Consider the following 14,322-nt stretch of genomic DNA (forward strand, 5'->3'; position numbering starts at 1 on the left):
GCATTCGATAATGTCACGCATGACTGAATTGATCCTGATCCGCCACGGAGAGACCGACTGGAACCGCGAACTGCGCTTCCAGGGCCACGTGGATGTGCCCCTCAACGCCACTGGCCACGAACAGGCCCGCCGCCTGGCAGAGCGTGTGGCCGCAGAGCGCCCCGTGGTGCACCACCTCATCTGCAGCGACCTCATCCGCACCCAGCAGACGGCCACGCCCAGCCTGCAGGTGTTGTTCCCCCAGGCCCGCATCGACACCCTCACCGACAGCGCCCTGCGCGAGCAAAACTTTGGCGTGGTGGACGGCAAGCGCGTGGACGACGTCAAGCAGGAACACGCCGACGCATGGAACCAGTGGCTGCGCTTTGAAGCCGACTACGGCATGCCCGGCGGCGAGACCACCCGCCAGTTCCACACCCGCGTGATGGACGCCGTCTACCGCATCGCCCAGCAGCACAGTGGCCAGACGGTGATGGTGGTCACCCATGGCGGCGTGCTCGACATGATCTGGCGCACTGCACGCGGCACGGGGCTGGACGGTCCCCGCCAGAGCGATATCCCCAACGCGGGGCTCAACCGCGTGCGGGTGAGCGGAGAAGCGGTGGAGGTGCTGGACTGGGCCGATGTGCGGCACCTGGCGGATTTGCCAGAGCAGCCGGTGTACGACCAGACGAAGTTGGTGGTGCGGTGAGAAGGCCCGTGGTCTTTACCCGCCTGCATAGATGACACCCGGGCGTGTACCGTCCAGGTCATCGGTATTGGGGTCCTGCACAGGCTCCACACCAAACATACGCCCTAGTGTCACGAAGCGGTAGGTACCGCGTCGATCGGTGTAAACGGCGACTCCCTGCGGCGTCAGCGCGATGGGATACCACTCTCCGGCAACACGCTCATCGGTTTGCTGGCTGACCAGCTTACCGTCCGCTCCGTACAGCCTCAGTTCGCCTGTGGCTGCGAGTTGGCGGCTGCCCTGCTTGGAGGAGAAAGCGCGCACCGAGTGCAGGACAAACTGCCCCCCCGGCGCCAGCGTGAGAGCAGGCTCAGGGTCGCTGCCGGGAACGCCCTCAATCCGTACGATGCTGCGCTGTGTACGGTGCATCAGCGCATAAGCCGCACCGTGGGCATTTTGAGAAGCTGTGTATCCAATCAGCGCGGTGTTGGCAGATGTTGCGAGCGGAGTGGCAAATGTCACCGTGGCGCCGCCCGCGTAACGGCTGAGCTCTGCACGCAGCTCAGAAGTCAGGTCGATTTCAGCCGGCTGGGGCTTGAGCCGCCCGTCGGAGCCACGTGTAATGCGTGGCGGCGTTCCATTGAGTACATCAAAGCTGCCCAGATCCTGTCGGCTCTGCAAAGTCCATGCAGGCACTGAAAATTTGAGGAGACTGTGGGGCATGCGTCCGCTTGTGTCGTCACGCTGCAACTGGGCAGATGCAACGATGAACGCCATTCCTTCATCCTGAGGCAGGGCATCGGTCAACGAGGCCGGTCTGGCCAAGCAGCTGTCTGGTCGCACGCCTGCTGCCGGCAGCTTGGCCACGGCGGGAGGGCTGCCGCTGCGGTCTGACAGTTGAAAGCTTGCTACCTTGGCCTGTTTCGCAAGATCCAGGTGGTCAACGGTGCCGTTGCAATACACCACATACAGATGCTGCGAGTTCTCTCTCCCGCTAGCCGCCGTAGGAGCACGTACTTGCGACGCGGTGTTTGCATTTTCTGGGGAACACGCCGCCAGAAGCAAAGACAAGGCCAGTACGCCGGACGCAGCTAGCAGACCGCGTGGGCGGGTCGCAATGGAATCAGAGGTTGTCAGCACGTTCAGAAGTCCGATTGGGCAAGCACGTTCTCTACATAGTTTGGATCTCCGACCGTGCCTCTGGCGGCTACTGGCACTCGCTCCCATTCGGCGAAACCCCGTTGACCGCTGGAGTCCACAGTGACGAAAAGAGCGCCGTTATCGAGTCGTACCCTGTACTCATGCAAGCCATTGGCATATCCGTTGAAGCCGCGAAGTGTGTCCAACTCAAGTTGCTCTGGCGTGTAGTCAGGTAATTCCACAGGCAAGGCGGGCAGCCCTTGTGCGGTACGAGCGCGGTTCCATGCAGTCACCAGATTACGAAAACGCTCTCCGCTACGTACGTTGCGAGGGTAAGCGCGGGCAATGCGTTCCTTTTCCAAGTACAGCGCCCATCCGCCGCGTACATTCTCTTTCCAGCTCCAGGTCTGATCGGCAGTAGGTGCAGGGCGTGTCAGTTGGCACAAGCCAACGCCGCCAAGACCATCGCTGCTGTACTTCGGCCAGTTACCCGGCGTCCGGAACTGTTGGAGCGAGCTTTCCTGGCGCATTTTCTTTCGAAAGACGGCGCGGTTGGCCCCAATGCTGTTGGCAAAGGCGCGTATGGCCGTGCCAGTGGGATTGGTTCCAGCAATCGTCCATGTCGCCTGAGCGCGCTGCTCTGTCCCTCCAGCTCGCAAAATGACTTGCACCGTCAACACGCCGCCCCGTATTTCGGTGAAGGGTATTCGCCAACTGGCGTTGGCACTTACCTGCGGAGCGATGCGGCTGTGCTGCGTGCTTCTTCCGCCGCCAAAGGTGGCATTGGTGGCTGGTGAACTACCGTCAAAAGCCAACGTGGCCGACCATTCGTATATGGGGGCTGCACCCGAGGGCATGGGCTGGTTTTGTAGCGCCGCCGTCACCACTATGGCGGGCATCTCAGCCTCGGCGGTGATAGAGAAGCGTGGGCCTGTGGGCTGACTGGAAATAACGAGAGGCATGTTGGGTACCGGCTGGGTGTCTCACTCGCTCTCTACGACGCAGCATGTGGATGCGTCGATTGGCACAGCACACAGGTCGGCATGAAGTTAAACGGCCCGCAATTGTCATTTCCAGATTCTCTGGAAACAGGGATTGATCAGCCTGTTGGCTGTATCTGGGTGTGAAAGTCGTTACGCGAATCCAAGTCTGGTTGCGTTTGGTGTGGAGCGCGTTGGGAAGCGGCTTTGGGACTCAACCCGGCAATCTCAGCGCTGCATTCACCACCCCCACCTGCCGCGCCAGCCTCGCCGACTCCGGCTGCCCATTCACCAACGGCTGCAACTCGTTCTGCACCGCCGCCCACTGCCCATTGCGCTTCAGTGCATCCAGCCAGATCTGGTGAAACAGATCCCGCTGCGCGTGGCTGCCGCCAATCTCCACTAGCCGGGGCAGGGCCACGCTCAGCTTCTCCACAGCGGTCGCCCAGTCGCCCTGCGCATGCGCCAGCAGGCCGTGGGCGGCGGGCACGCACACCTGTTGCCACACGGTGCGCTCCTGCGCCTCGGTGCGGGTGGCGGCGTGGGCGGTGATGTTGTTTTGCAGAGTGCGCGCGGCCTCCATGCGCCCGGCGCGGGCCAGGCCGTAGAGGTATTGCAGGTCCAGGAAGGGCAGCACATGGTCGGCAAGGCGTTGCGCGAGGTGGTTGGCCACATCAGCCCAGCGGTCGCCCACATCCACGCCCGCCAGCTCTAGCCGGGCGAGCAGCGACACGGCATTGATCTGGTCCTGGGTGTATTCCTTGACAACGCCCCAGACCTGGCTGTCGTAGAGCGCCAGCACTTCGGCGTGCCGGTCCTGCTCCAGCAGGAACAGCGCCTGGTGCCACCAGTTGTGCGTGACCATGAAGGAGTTCAGGCCCGTCCAGGTGTCGCCCACGCTGGCCATGAAGTCGGTACCTTCGCGGATGCGGCCCTGGGTCAGCATGACGTGGGCCAGCGCGTGGTGGGCCCAAGGCTCTTTGCGGCACAGGGTGATGGCGTGGCGTGCGGCGCTTTCAGCCTCTTGCAGGCGGTGGCATTGCTCCCAGCCAAAGGCCAGCATGCCGTGCAGGTAGGGCACCTCGGCCGCTGCGGGCAGGGCCTGCAGCGCCAGGCGCAGCATGCCCGGCGAGTCCCCCCGGTTGAACAAATGGTATTGACCGAGCTTGAGCGATGCCAAGTCGCGTGGAAACAGGCGTGCCTGCTCCTCATGCAGCGCAATCGCACGGGGCAGGTTGCCATCCACCCAGGCAGCCACGGCGGCGACAAAACGTTGCTCGCGGTCACTGGCTTGTGGGGCGTTGGCCAGCGCCTGGTTGATGAAAGGGCGCGCGTTGCGCGGTGCGTCGGCCGATTCGGCAAACATGTGCAGCGCCGCGCAACTGGCCTGCACGATGGGGCTGGTGTCGGCCGCCGCGTTCAGCACGTTCACCGCGCGGGCCTCGCAGGCGATGAAGCCTTCTACAAAGTCATTCAGCGCTGTCGCGCTGGCCTCGTCGTGCAGCGTGATGGGGTTGCCCAGGCTGTCGGTCATGCGGGTGTGCGTGGAGGATGGCATGGGGCATTGTTGGGTCGCTGGGCTCAGCCGCCGTTGATCAAGGTCAGGTAGGCGTTGCGGGTTTCGGCTGAAACGGAAGCGACGAGCTGTTCGTGCGGTGTCTGGTGCCGCGCCAGCATGCGGGCGCTGGCCACCGTTTTGGACTTGCAGTACCAGTGGCAGGTGTGCTGCATCAGAAACAGCTCGGCCGTCATCATGTAGGCGCGGTCTTTGGGCGACAGGTGGCTGGTGTTCTGCACCACATGGGCAATGCCGCGCGCGTGGATGGCAAGCGCACGACGCACGTCAAAGGTCATGGCGGGCAGCAGCTTGTCGGCAAACGGGATCGGCACGGAGAGCCGGCTGACGCGCGCGTGGGCTTCGTCCACCTTGGCAAAATCGGCCGCAAAGCGGCTGAACTGCTCGCTCAGTTGCGACTCGGTGGTACTCAGCAGGCTCCATATCTGGCTGCGGCGCTCGTCGGTGCTTTCACCCAGGGCGCGCAGGTAGCCGTCGGTCAGCGCCTCCATCAGCTTTTCGATCTGGTAGTTGGCCAGGTGTTTGCCCAGCAGCGCAATGCGCTTGCGCTGCTCTTTGGCGTTGAGCATGAAGGTGCCGGTGGCGATGAGGATCGCCAGGATGATGATGTCCATGCGGTGGTGGGATGGTGGTTTGTGAGGTGGGGGCTCCAGCGGTGGTGCCAGCGTCAGAGCGTATTCCCCCAAGGTTACCAACAACAACGCACGACAGATGCAGGGTTATGCCGCAGGCGGCTGGGGCCATGCCCGCTGGGGTTCGCGGATCAGCTCGAACGCGTGCGCCACCTGCAGCACGCCCAGGTCGTCAAAACGCGCGCCCGCAATCTGCAGGCCGATGGGCAAACCAGCGCGGGTGTAGCCGCAGTTGACCGAGGCCGCAGGTTGCTCGGACATGTTGAATGGCACGGTAAAGCCGATGTGTTCCAGCGGGCGCAGCGGGTCGTTGGTGGGCGAGGGCAGCTCGGCCTGGAAGGCGACGTTGGGCGCCACGGGCGAGATCACGTAGTCGAACGCGCTGCAGGCCTTGACCGTGTTCACCCGGGTCAGGTGGAACTGGTGGCTGGCGGTGAAGACCTCGGTGCCGCTCATGCCGGCGGCACTGTCGGCCCAGGTGCGGATGTAGGGCAGTACCTTGTCGCGCCGCGCGGCAGGCAGGGCCTGCAGGTCGGTGTGCGAGCGCATGCGCCAGAAATGGTCCATGCCGTCGAGCATGGCCTGCGTCATGAAGGGCTGCATGGGCACGATGGTGGCGCCTGCGCTTTCCATGAGGCGGGCCGCGTGCTCGATGGCGGCCTTCACTTCGGGCTCCACGGGCAGGCCGCAGCCTGCATCCAGCAGCAGACCGATGCGCAGGCCGCGCAGGCGCTCGGCGCCCTTGTTGAACTGGCTCCAGGCGATGTCCTGGTAGGGCAGGCTCATGCTGTCGCGCGCGTCGGGCTGGCTCAGCACCTGCATCATCAGCGCGGCGTCGGCCACGGTGCGGGTCATGGGGCCGGCGGCGCGGCCGGTGTAAGGCGGGTCAATCGGGATACGGCCCAGGCTGGGCTTGAGGCTGAAGATGCCGCACCAGCTGGCGGGCAGGCGCAGCGAGCCACCAATGTCGGTGCCGATGTGCAGCGGGCCATAGCCCGCAGCGGCCGCCGCGCCACCGCCGGCGCTGGAGCCGCCCGGGCCCTTGCTCACGTCCCAGGGGTTGCGCGACAGCGGGTGAAAGGTGCTCAGACCGGAGGACAGCATGCCGTAGTCGGGCATGGTGGTCTTGGCGACGATGACGGCACCTGCCTCGCGCATACGGGCGGCGGGCGGCGCATCGGCTGCGGTGGGCACCAGCTCAACGGCGGCCGTGCCCAGCGGGGTGGGGTCGCCTTCGGTGGAGATATTTTCCTTGATGGTGCTGGGCACGCCGTCGAGCAGCCCCTTGGGCTCGCCGCGCAGCCAGCGGGCCTCGGAGGCACGGGCCTGGGCCAGGGCGGCCTCGGGGCGCAGCAGGTAGGTGGCTTTGATGTGGGGCTCCCACCGTTCAATGTGGGCCAGCACGGACTGCGTGACCTCGACCGGTGACAGCTTGCGCTGGCGGTAGGCGGCAATCAGGTCGTGGGCGGGCAGGTCGTGCAGTTCGGTCATGGCGGGGTGGGTGGTCGCCGTAGCGATGTTTATCAATAAAAAAGGCTGCAAGCGCTACTGGATAAAGCGCTGGCAGCTATTGTTTTAGGAGTCTTGACTCCTGCACGCGCCGCGTTACGGCGCGTGGCGGTCAGGACCAGGACAGCGCGGAGATGTCGTTCACGAACACGGGCATGTCTTTCCACAGGCCCTTGAGGTTCTTGTTGGCCACCGTGATCCACTGGTTGGAGTACAAGAAGGCGTGCACCGCATCGTTGGCCAGCAGGCGCTGCGCATCGCCCAGCAGCTTGGCGCGGTCGGCGGGGCGGGCGGCGTTCTTGATCTGGCTGAACAGGTCGTTGAACTTGGGCGAGTTGTAGGCCCAGTAGTAGTCGGGCTTGGCAAAGTTGCCCAGGTCAAAGGGCTCCACGTGGCTGATGATGGTCAGGTCGTAGTTCTTGCTGCCGTAGGTGCCGCTGAGCCACTGCGCCCATTCCACGTTCTGGATCTTGGCGATGATGCCGACCTTGGCCAGCTGGGCAGCCACCACCTCGCCGCCCTGGCGGGCGTAAGGCGTGGGGGGCAGCGTCATGGTCAGCTCCAGCGGAGTCTTGATGCCGGCCTCGGCCAGCAGCTTCTTGGCCTTCTCGGGGTCGTAGGGGTTCACGCCCGTGGTGTCTACATAGCCAAACGCGCCGGGCACGTAGTGGCTGCCGATGGGTGCGCCGTAGCCGTCGCCCGCGCCTTCGATCACGGCCTTGCGGTCAATGGCTGCGGCAATGGCGCGGCGCACGCGCACGTCGTCCAGCGGCTTCTTGCCGTTATTGATGGCCACGATGGTTTTGGCGCGCGAGCCGCTGACCACCACTTGGAACTTGGGGTTGGCCTTGAACTGCGCCACGCTGCGCGGCGTGACGCGGGGGAATGCGTCCACGTCGCCCGCCAGCAGGGCGGCCACCTGGGCGGCTGGGTCGGAGATAAAGCGGAAGGTCGCGCGCTTGATCTTGATGGCCTTGGCGTCGCGGTAGCCGTCCCAGGCGGTCAGCACGACTGAAGAGCCCTTGTTCCAGGCCTGCAGCTGGTAGGGGCCGGTGCCCACGGGCTTGTTGGCGTTGGTGTCGGCGCTCTTGGGCTCCACGATGATGGAGGTGGCCTGGCCCAGCACGAACAGCAGGTCGGGGTCGATCTCCTTGTTGAGCAGCACCACGGTGTAGTCGTCCACCACCTGGGTGGTGATGCCGGCAAAGGTGCGCTTGTCCTTGTTGGTGCTCTTCTCGCCGCCTGCGCGGTCGTACGAGAACTTCACGGCCGCAGCGGTGAAGGGCTCGCCGTTCTGGAACTTCACGCCACGGCGCAGCTTGAAGGTGTAGGTCTTGAGGTCGGGCGAGACCTCCCAGCTTTCGGCCAGCAGGGGCGACACGCTGCCGTCGGGGTTGATCTTGGTGAGCGTCTCGAAGATGTTGTACTGAACGATCTCGGCGATGGCAGATGCCGCACCGGCGGTGGGGTCCAGGCCTGGGGGTTCCAGCGTCATCGCCAGCGTCACCGCATCTTTGCGGCCTTGCGCCAGGGCGCCAAGCGAGGTGGTCAAGGGCACAGCGGCGATGGCGCCAGTGGCAAGGACGGTACGGCGGTTCAGCATGTTCGGACTCTCCAGACAAAAAACCAGACAACAACCATAAAGACCCCCGGTGCAATTTGTTACCGGGGAGGAAAGAAGCTTTTTACACCATCACACCTGCATGTGGTTATGCGGTTTTTGCCGTTGCCGCAGCGGCTGCCGCACGGCGCGCCCGAGCACGGCCGGGCAACACCTGCGGCACGGCGCCCACCAGCGACTGTGTGTACGGGTGCTGCGCGTTGCGGAACAGCTCGCCCGGCGAGCCGCGCTCCACGATGCGGCCCTGGTACAGCACCACCACCTCGTCGCACAGGTGGTTGACCACCGCGAGGTCATGGCTGATGAGCATGTAGGTGATGCCGAACTGCTGCTGCAGGTCTTGCATCAGGTTCAGCACCTGGGCCTGTACCGACACGTCGAGCGCGCTCACGGGCTCGTCGGCCACGATGAGGCGCGGCCGGGTGATGAGGGCGCGTGCAATGGCAATGCGCTGGCGTTGGCCGCCCGAAAATTCGTGCGGGTACTTGCCCAGGTCGTTGGTGCGCAGGCCCACTTGCGATAGCACCTGGGCGGCCTGCTCGCGCTGCTCGGCGCGCGTGGTCTGGCCTTGCGCCTGCAGGGGCTCGGTCACGATGCGCTCGACCGTCTGGCGCGGGTCCAGCGATCCATACGGGTCCTGGAACACCATCTGAAAGTCGCGCCGCGCCTGGCGCAGCTGCTCAGCGGGCAACTGGTGCAGGTTGCGGCCCAGCAGCTCGACCGTGCCGGAGGTGGGGGTATCCAGCGCCATCACCAGCCGTGCCAGGGTGGACTTGCCCGAGCCCGATTCGCCGACGATGCCGAGGCTGCGGCCAGAGGCAATCGAGAAGTTCACGCCGTTGAGCGCATGCACCTTGCCCGGGGGGCGAAACAGGTGCTCGCGGGGTAGTGTGTATTCGCGCACCAGGTCGGTCACCTGGAGCAGTGGCGCGGTGGCTGGCGCAACGGTGGTGTGGGGTGCCTGGGTCATGCAGCCACCCCGATGATGTTCACAACGTCCGCACTCTGCGCCTCGGCAATGGCCTCGCGCCGCAGGCAGCGCACCAGGTGCTCGCCGTCGGCATCGGTGGCCACCAGCGTGGCCTCGGGTTGTTTGTGATGGCAGTCATCCACCGTGTAGCTGCAGCGCCCCGCAAAAGGGCAGCCGGCGGGCAGGTCCACCAGTTCGGGCACCGTGCCCGGAATGGTGGAGAGGCGAGGGCGCTGGCCGGGCGCGTGCACCGCACCCAGGTGGGGCCGGGCGGCGAAAAGCCCGCGTGTGTAGGGGTGCGCCATGGCCGAAAAGACCGAGGCGGTGGAGCCGCTTTCGACCACGCTGCCGCCGTACATCACCATCATGCGGTCCACGTTCTGCGAGATCACACCCAGGTCGTGCGAGATGAGGATCAGCGCCATGTTGCGCTCGGCCACCAGGTCGCTGATGAGGTCCAGGATCTGCTGCTGGATGGTCACGTCCAGCGCCGTCGTGGGCTCGTCGGCAATCAGCAGGTCGGGCCCGCAGGCCAGCGCCATCGCAATGGTGATGCGCTGGCGCTGCCCGCCCGAGAACTGGTGCGGGTAGGCGTCAAAGCGCTGTGCGGCGTTGGGGATGCCCACGCGGTCCAGCAAGGCAATCGCTTCGGTGCGTGCGGCTGCTGCATTCATGCCCCGGTGCAGGCGCAGCGGCTCCGCCACCTGGCGGCCAATGGTGTGCACGGGGTTCAGGGCCGTCATGGGCTCCTGGAACACCATGCCAATGCGGTTGCCGCGCATCTTGCACATCTGTGCATCGGTGCGGCCCACCAGCTCTTGCCCATCAAAGCGGATGCTGCCGGTGACCTGTGCACTCTCGGGCAGCAGGCCCATGAGCGACATGGCGGTGATGGACTTGCCGCAGCCGGACTCACCGATCAGGCCCAGGGTTTCACCGCGCGCCAGCGAAAAGCTCACGCCGCGCACGGCATCGGCGGGGCCCCGGTGCGTCTGCAGGCGGATGCGGAGGTTGGAGACTTCAAGCAAAGGCATGGCAGAGGATCGTCATCGTTCGCAGTAATTTCATCTCAGCTAAACGGGTCTGTGAAACTGGCGCGACCCAAGCCAGCGCCCCCGTGCAAGGGCCGTCCCGCCGCACTGGGGGTGTCCCCCTCCCGCATTGCGCAGCAATGCGAGAGAGGGGGAAGGCGCGAAGCGACTCAGGGGGTGTCATCTTTTTCTGGAGAGGCGGGGGTCGAGCAAATCGCGCAGCCCGTCGCCCAGCAGATTCAGCCCCAGTACCGCCAGCGCAATCGCCATGCCGGGCCACACCGCCAGCAGCGGGGCCTGGAACATCAGCGTCTGTGCCTCGCTGAGCATGCGGCCCCAGGAGGGCTGGGGCGGCTGGGTGCCCAGGCCCAGGTACGACAGGGCGGCCTCGGCCAGGATGGCGATGGCGAACTGGATGGTGGCCTGCACGATGAGCACCGACAGGATGTTGGGCAGCACGTGTTCCAGCGTGATGTGCCAGCTGCCTTTGCCGCAGGCACGTGAGGCCAGGATGTATTCGCGCGACCACACGGCGTTGGCCGATGCGCGCGTGACGCGTGCGAACGTCGGGATGTTGAAGATGCCGATGGCGATGATGGAATTCACTATGCCTGCACCAAACACCGCCGTCATCATGATGGCTGAGAGGATGGCGGGGAAGGCGAACGTGAAGTCTGCCAGCCGCATGATCAGTTCTTCCACCCAGCCGCGCTTGGCGGCGGCCAGCAGGCCCAGGGCCGTGCCGATGGTGAGGCCGATGCCTACCGCGATCACGCCCACCAGGATGGAGTTGCGGGCGCCCACCAGCAGCAGCGAGGCTACGTCGCGGCCAAAGGCATCCGTGCCCAGCCAGTGGGTGCCGGAGGGACTCGCCAGCTTGTTGGCCAGGTCCATCTCGTAGGGCGACCAAGGCGTCCAGACAAAAGAGAGCAGCGCAGCAAGGATCAGCAGCGCCGACAACACCGCACCGATGACAAAACTGCGGTGGCGCAGCGCGCGGTGCAGCCAGCCGGGGGCGGAGGGTGTGGAAGAGGAGAGGGTGGACACGGCGGCGCTCATGGGGATCAGATGTCGGAAGCCTTCACGCGGGGGTCGATCACGGCGTAGAGGATGTCCACGACGAAGTTCACGATCACCACCATGGCGGCGAGCAGCATCACGCAATTGCGCACCACGATCAGGTCGCGGTTGGAGATGGACTGGAAGATCAGGCGCCCGAGGCCGGGCAGATAGAACACGTTCTCGACCACGATGGTGCCCGCCAGCAGGTTGGCGAATTGCAGCCCCATCACGGTGACCACCGGGATCATGGCGTTGCGCAGCACATGGCCCCACAGCGCTGCGCGCTGCGTGAGACCTTTGGCGCGGGCCGTGCGTACAAAGTCTTCACGCAGCACCTCCAGCACGGCCGAGCGGGTGATGCGCGCGAGGATGGCAGCCTGCACCACAGCCAGCGCAATGGCGGGCAGCAGCAGGGCTTTGAGGGCTTCTAGCGGGCTGCCGCCAGCGTCTTCCGTCCAGCCCGGAAAGCCGCCGGCCGAGAACCACTGAAGCTTCACCGAGAACAGCAGGATCAGCAGGATGGCGAACCAGAAGTTGGGGATGGCAATGCCGATCTGCGCCAGGCCCATCACGCCCACGTCACCCAGCTTGTTGTGGCGCGCCGCGGCGTACACACCGGCGGCCAATGCCAGCACCGTGGTGATCACCATGGCCATCAGGGCCAACGGCACGGTAAGCGCCAGGCGCTCCACCACTAGGTCGAGCACGGGCGAGCTGTAGGCGTAGCTGTCGCCCATGTTGCCCACCACCAGGCCGCTCACCCATTGCCAGTAGCGCAGGCTGGCGGGCTGGTCCAGACCCAGCTTGGTGGCCAGAGCCGCCACCGCATCGGGAGAGGCATCGGGACCCATCAGAATCTGCGCGGCATTGCCCGGCAGGATTTCCAGCACCAGGAACACGACGATGGAGGCGCCAATCAACGTGGCCAGGAGGGTGACAAACCGCTTGAGAAAAAACAGGCCCATGGGTGGGGTGCGTTGGCAGGTGGGTCAGACGCAGGGGCGTCAAAATTAATGTGTATACACAGCATAACGGTAAAAACGTCCCCGTCAGCGGTGGTGGGTTGCAGTGTGGCACGCAAGGCACATGCCACCGGCGCGGGATAATACGGAGCATGAACTGCGCCGCTCGCTCCGTTGCCCCTGTTTTTGGCCCTGTGCACTGGGAGGCTGTATGGCGCTGATGATCACGGACGAGTGCATCAACTGCGATGTGTGCGAGCCCGAGTGCCCCAACCAGGCGATCTACCTGGGGCAGGAGATCTACGAAATCGACCCGAACAAGTGCACAGAATGTGTAGGGCATTTCGACGAGCCCCAGTGTGTGCAGGTCTGCCCTGTGGCCTGCATTCCCGTGAACCCGCAGCACGTGGAAAGCCGCGAAACCCTGTGGCAGAAGTTCCAGCGGCTGCAGGCGTCCACACCGACGTAATTTGAGCCAAATCGACAGCTTGCGCTAGTAGGTCATGCCTTGGGTGCTATTGAATAAATAGCAATACCCATAGCACAACGGCTGGATGGACTGGTGGCCCCTCAGTCCTCCACAGGCCGAGGGGGCTTGGGGCGGGGCGGTTTGGTGGTGTGGATGAGCAGCGTGGCCTTTTCCATGTCCCCCGCCAACAGAGCGGGGTAGGCCTTGAGCGAGTGGGCGATGCTGTCCTCGATCAGCGTGCGCTGGTCTGGCGACGGCTTCTTGAGCACCCAGTTGGCGACTTCGCTTTTGACGCCCGGATGGCCGATGCCGATGCGCAGGCGCCAGTAGTCGGGCGAGCCCAGCTGTCCGTGGATGTCACGCAGGCCGTTGTGCCCCGCATGGCTGCCGCCGCGCTTGAGCTTGACCTGGCCCGGTGCAATGTCCAGTTCGTCGTGCACCACCAGGATTTCCTCGGGCAGGATCTTGAAAAAGCGCGCCAGCGAGGCCACGGACTTGCCCGAGAGGTTCATGAAGGTCTGCGGCTCCAGCAGCCACACGTTCTGGCCATGCACCGTGGTGCGTGCCACCAGGCCGTGGTAACTGCGCTCGGGCACCAGCGTGGTCTTGAGTTCGCGCGCCAGGGCATTAATCCACCAGAAGCCGGCGTTGTGCCGCGTGTCCTCGTAGTCTGGCCCGGGGTTTCCCAGGCCTACAAACAGCTTGATCATGTGCGGGATTATCGGTGGCTGGGGGTGGAGAAAGGCCGTCAGCATTGCTGCCGCTGCCTGAGGATGCAGTCGGCGAGAGAGAGGTGCGGCGTGCAAAGTGCGCCACACCAATGAAAACGGCCCACGCAAGGTGGGCCGTTTCGTGGTCAACACCGCAAAGCGGGTTGACCGGGTGAAGTGATCGAGGTCGTTGACCGGCGAATTACTTCTTGCCCTTGCCCTTGCCCTTGGCATCGGCAGCAGGAGCGGCTTCAGCAGGGGTCTCGACGACCACGACTGGAGGCACCACGGACACCAGCACGGGGTTGTTGTTCTGGCCACCACGGACCTTGGCCACCACGCCCTTGGGCAGCTTGATGTCCTTCAGGTGCAGGGAAGCACCCTTTTCCAGCTTGGACAGGTCCACAGCGATGAATTCGGGCAGGTCCGAAGGCATGCAGGTCACGTCCAGTTCGTTCACGATCGGGTTGACCATGCACTTGTCCACCTTGACGGCGTTGGACTCTTCTGCACCGCTGTAGTGCAGTGGCACCTTCAGGTGCAGCTTGGTCTTGTCGTCCACGCGCTGGAAGTCGATGTGCAGCACCAGTTGCTTGTAGGGGTGGTATTGCACGTCACGCAGCACAACCTTGGACGTGGCGCCAGCCACTTCCATGTCCAGCACGCTGGAGTGGAACGCTTCCTTCTTGAGGGCGTGCCACAGTGCGTTGTGGTCCACCTCGATCAGTTGTGGCTCGGTAGCACCACCGTACACGATGCCAGGCGTCTTGCCCGAATTACGCAGACGGCGGCTCGCACCCGTACCCTGCTTGGCGCGCTCAAAAGCGACGAAGTTCATAGTTAGCTCCTGAAAAGGGTGGACCGCGACCAGTCGTACCCCGATTAAAAAAGACCTGTGACGCCTTCATGGCGGCAGGCCTGCGCATTGCTCTCGAACAGACAAGCCTCCCGAAGGAGGCCTGCGTGCAATCCGACTGCAACGCTCCCGGG

The 14,322-nt window shown here is 64.6% G+C and carries 14 protein-coding genes; 2 read left to right on the plus strand and 12 right to left on the minus strand.

Features of this window, described 5'->3' with window-relative positions; genetic code table 11:
* Positions 1 to 19: 19 nt before the first annotated feature.
* Complete coding sequence (locus tag N4G42_RS05385) at positions 20 to 691, plus strand: histidine phosphatase family protein (protein WP_260666436.1); 672 nt, start codon at positions 20 to 22, stop codon at positions 689 to 691.
* Between the two features lie 15 nt (positions 692 to 706).
* Here the strand turns inward: N4G42_RS05385 and N4G42_RS05390 are convergent, their stop codons facing one another.
* From N4G42_RS05390 to N4G42_RS05435, 10 genes are all read right to left on the minus strand, one after another.
* A complete protein-coding gene (locus N4G42_RS05390; RefSeq protein ID WP_260666437.1) occupies positions 707 to 1,810 on the minus strand; it encodes a hypothetical protein in 1,104 nt (367 codons plus the stop codon).
* A gap of 2 nt (positions 1,811 to 1,812) precedes the next feature.
* On the minus strand, positions 1,813 to 2,709 hold the full coding sequence (locus N4G42_RS05395; protein WP_260666438.1) for a hypothetical protein: 897 nt from the start codon (positions 2,707 to 2,709) through the stop codon (positions 1,813 to 1,815).
* 295 nt (positions 2,710 to 3,004) lie between these two features.
* On the minus strand, positions 3,005 to 4,348 hold the full coding sequence (locus N4G42_RS05400; protein WP_260666439.1) for a tetratricopeptide repeat protein: 1,344 nt from the start codon (positions 4,346 to 4,348) through the stop codon (positions 3,005 to 3,007).
* A 23-nt stretch (positions 4,349 to 4,371) separates the two neighbouring features.
* Complete coding sequence (locus N4G42_RS05405) at positions 4,372 to 4,980, minus strand: hypothetical protein (RefSeq protein WP_015012762.1); 609 nt, start codon at positions 4,978 to 4,980, stop codon at positions 4,372 to 4,374.
* A 105-nt stretch (positions 4,981 to 5,085) separates the two neighbouring features.
* Positions 5,086 to 6,489, minus strand: a complete 1,404-nt coding sequence (locus N4G42_RS05410; protein ID WP_260666440.1) for an amidase — start codon at positions 6,487 to 6,489, stop codon at positions 5,086 to 5,088.
* A gap of 130 nt (positions 6,490 to 6,619) precedes the next feature.
* Entirely contained in the window at positions 6,620 to 8,110 is a 1,491-nt protein-coding gene (locus N4G42_RS05415; protein WP_056747308.1) for an ABC transporter substrate-binding protein, read from the minus strand.
* 106 nt (positions 8,111 to 8,216) lie between these two features.
* On the minus strand, positions 8,217 to 9,098 hold the full coding sequence (locus tag N4G42_RS05420) for an ATP-binding cassette domain-containing protein (RefSeq protein ID WP_260666441.1): 882 nt from the start codon (positions 9,096 to 9,098) through the stop codon (positions 8,217 to 8,219).
* Entirely contained in the window at positions 9,095 to 10,132 is a 1,038-nt protein-coding gene (locus N4G42_RS05425; protein ID WP_260666442.1) for an ABC transporter ATP-binding protein, read from the minus strand. Before N4G42_RS05425 ends, N4G42_RS05420 begins: the two co-directional genes overlap by 4 nt.
* 177 nt (positions 10,133 to 10,309) lie before the next feature.
* Positions 10,310 to 11,188, minus strand: coding sequence for an ABC transporter permease (locus tag N4G42_RS05430; protein ID WP_260666443.1), 879 nt, complete (start codon positions 11,186 to 11,188; stop codon positions 10,310 to 10,312).
* A 5-nt stretch (positions 11,189 to 11,193) separates the two neighbouring features.
* Positions 11,194 to 12,156: an ABC transporter permease gene (locus N4G42_RS05435; protein WP_260666444.1), complete on the minus strand. Its 963-nt coding sequence runs from the start codon at positions 12,154 to 12,156 to the stop codon at positions 11,194 to 11,196.
* A 208-nt stretch (positions 12,157 to 12,364) separates the two neighbouring features.
* On the opposite strand from N4G42_RS05435, the gene N4G42_RS05440 reads away from it, so the two are divergent.
* Positions 12,365 to 12,622, plus strand: a complete 258-nt coding sequence (locus tag N4G42_RS05440) for a YfhL family 4Fe-4S dicluster ferredoxin (RefSeq protein WP_056060470.1) — start codon at positions 12,365 to 12,367, stop codon at positions 12,620 to 12,622.
* A gap of 101 nt (positions 12,623 to 12,723) precedes the next feature.
* Here the strand turns inward: N4G42_RS05440 and pth are convergent, their stop codons facing one another.
* The gene (gene pth, locus N4G42_RS05445; protein WP_260666445.1) at positions 12,724 to 13,332 is read right to left on the minus strand and encodes an aminoacyl-tRNA hydrolase; all 609 of its coding nucleotides are present in this window, start codon (positions 13,330 to 13,332) and stop codon (positions 12,724 to 12,726) included.
* Positions 13,333 to 13,534: 202 nt separating this feature from the next.
* The gene (locus tag N4G42_RS05450) at positions 13,535 to 14,170 is read right to left on the minus strand and encodes a 50S ribosomal protein L25/general stress protein Ctc (RefSeq protein ID WP_056060476.1); all 636 of its coding nucleotides are present in this window, start codon (positions 14,168 to 14,170) and stop codon (positions 13,535 to 13,537) included.
* Between the last annotated feature and the right edge of the window lie 152 nt (positions 14,171 to 14,322).

The sequence above is a fragment of the Acidovorax sp. K2F genome, assembly GCF_025246485.1.
In the GTDB taxonomy this organism is placed as follows: Bacteria; Pseudomonadota; Gammaproteobacteria; order Burkholderiales; family Burkholderiaceae_C; genus Acidovorax; species Acidovorax delafieldii.

Excerpts from the sequence above, each read along its gene's own strand:
- N4G42_RS05385 (WP_260666436.1), top strand. The coding sequence starts at position 20 with ATGACTGAATTGATCCTGATCCGCCACGGAGAGACCGACTGGAACCGC.
- N4G42_RS05395 (WP_260666438.1), bottom strand. The coding sequence starts at position 2,709 with ATGCCCGCCATAGTGGTGACGGCGGCGCTACAAAACCAGCCCATGCCC.
- N4G42_RS05400 (WP_260666439.1), bottom strand. The coding sequence starts at position 4,348 with ATGCCATCCTCCACGCACACCCGCATGACCGACAGCCTGGGCAACCCC.
- N4G42_RS05405 (WP_015012762.1), bottom strand. The coding sequence starts at position 4,980 with ATGGACATCATCATCCTGGCGATCCTCATCGCCACCGGCACCTTCATG.
- N4G42_RS05410 (WP_260666440.1), bottom strand. The coding sequence starts at position 6,489 with ATGACCGAACTGCACGACCTGCCCGCCCACGACCTGATTGCCGCCTAC.
- N4G42_RS05415 (WP_056747308.1), bottom strand. The coding sequence starts at position 8,110 with ATGCTGAACCGCCGTACCGTCCTTGCCACTGGCGCCATCGCCGCTGTG.
- N4G42_RS05420 (WP_260666441.1), bottom strand. The coding sequence starts at position 9,098 with ATGACCCAGGCACCCCACACCACCGTTGCGCCAGCCACCGCGCCACTG.
- N4G42_RS05425 (WP_260666442.1), bottom strand. The coding sequence starts at position 10,132 with ATGCCTTTGCTTGAAGTCTCCAACCTCCGCATCCGCCTGCAGACGCAC.
- N4G42_RS05430 (WP_260666443.1), bottom strand. The coding sequence starts at position 11,188 with ATGAGCGCCGCCGTGTCCACCCTCTCCTCTTCCACACCCTCCGCCCCC.
- N4G42_RS05435 (WP_260666444.1), bottom strand. The coding sequence starts at position 12,156 with ATGGGCCTGTTTTTTCTCAAGCGGTTTGTCACCCTCCTGGCCACGTTG.
- N4G42_RS05440 (WP_056060470.1), top strand. The coding sequence starts at position 12,365 with ATGGCGCTGATGATCACGGACGAGTGCATCAACTGCGATGTGTGCGAG.
- pth (WP_260666445.1), bottom strand. The coding sequence starts at position 13,332 with ATGATCAAGCTGTTTGTAGGCCTGGGAAACCCCGGGCCAGACTACGAG.
- N4G42_RS05450 (WP_056060476.1), bottom strand. The coding sequence starts at position 14,170 with ATGAACTTCGTCGCTTTTGAGCGCGCCAAGCAGGGTACGGGTGCGAGC.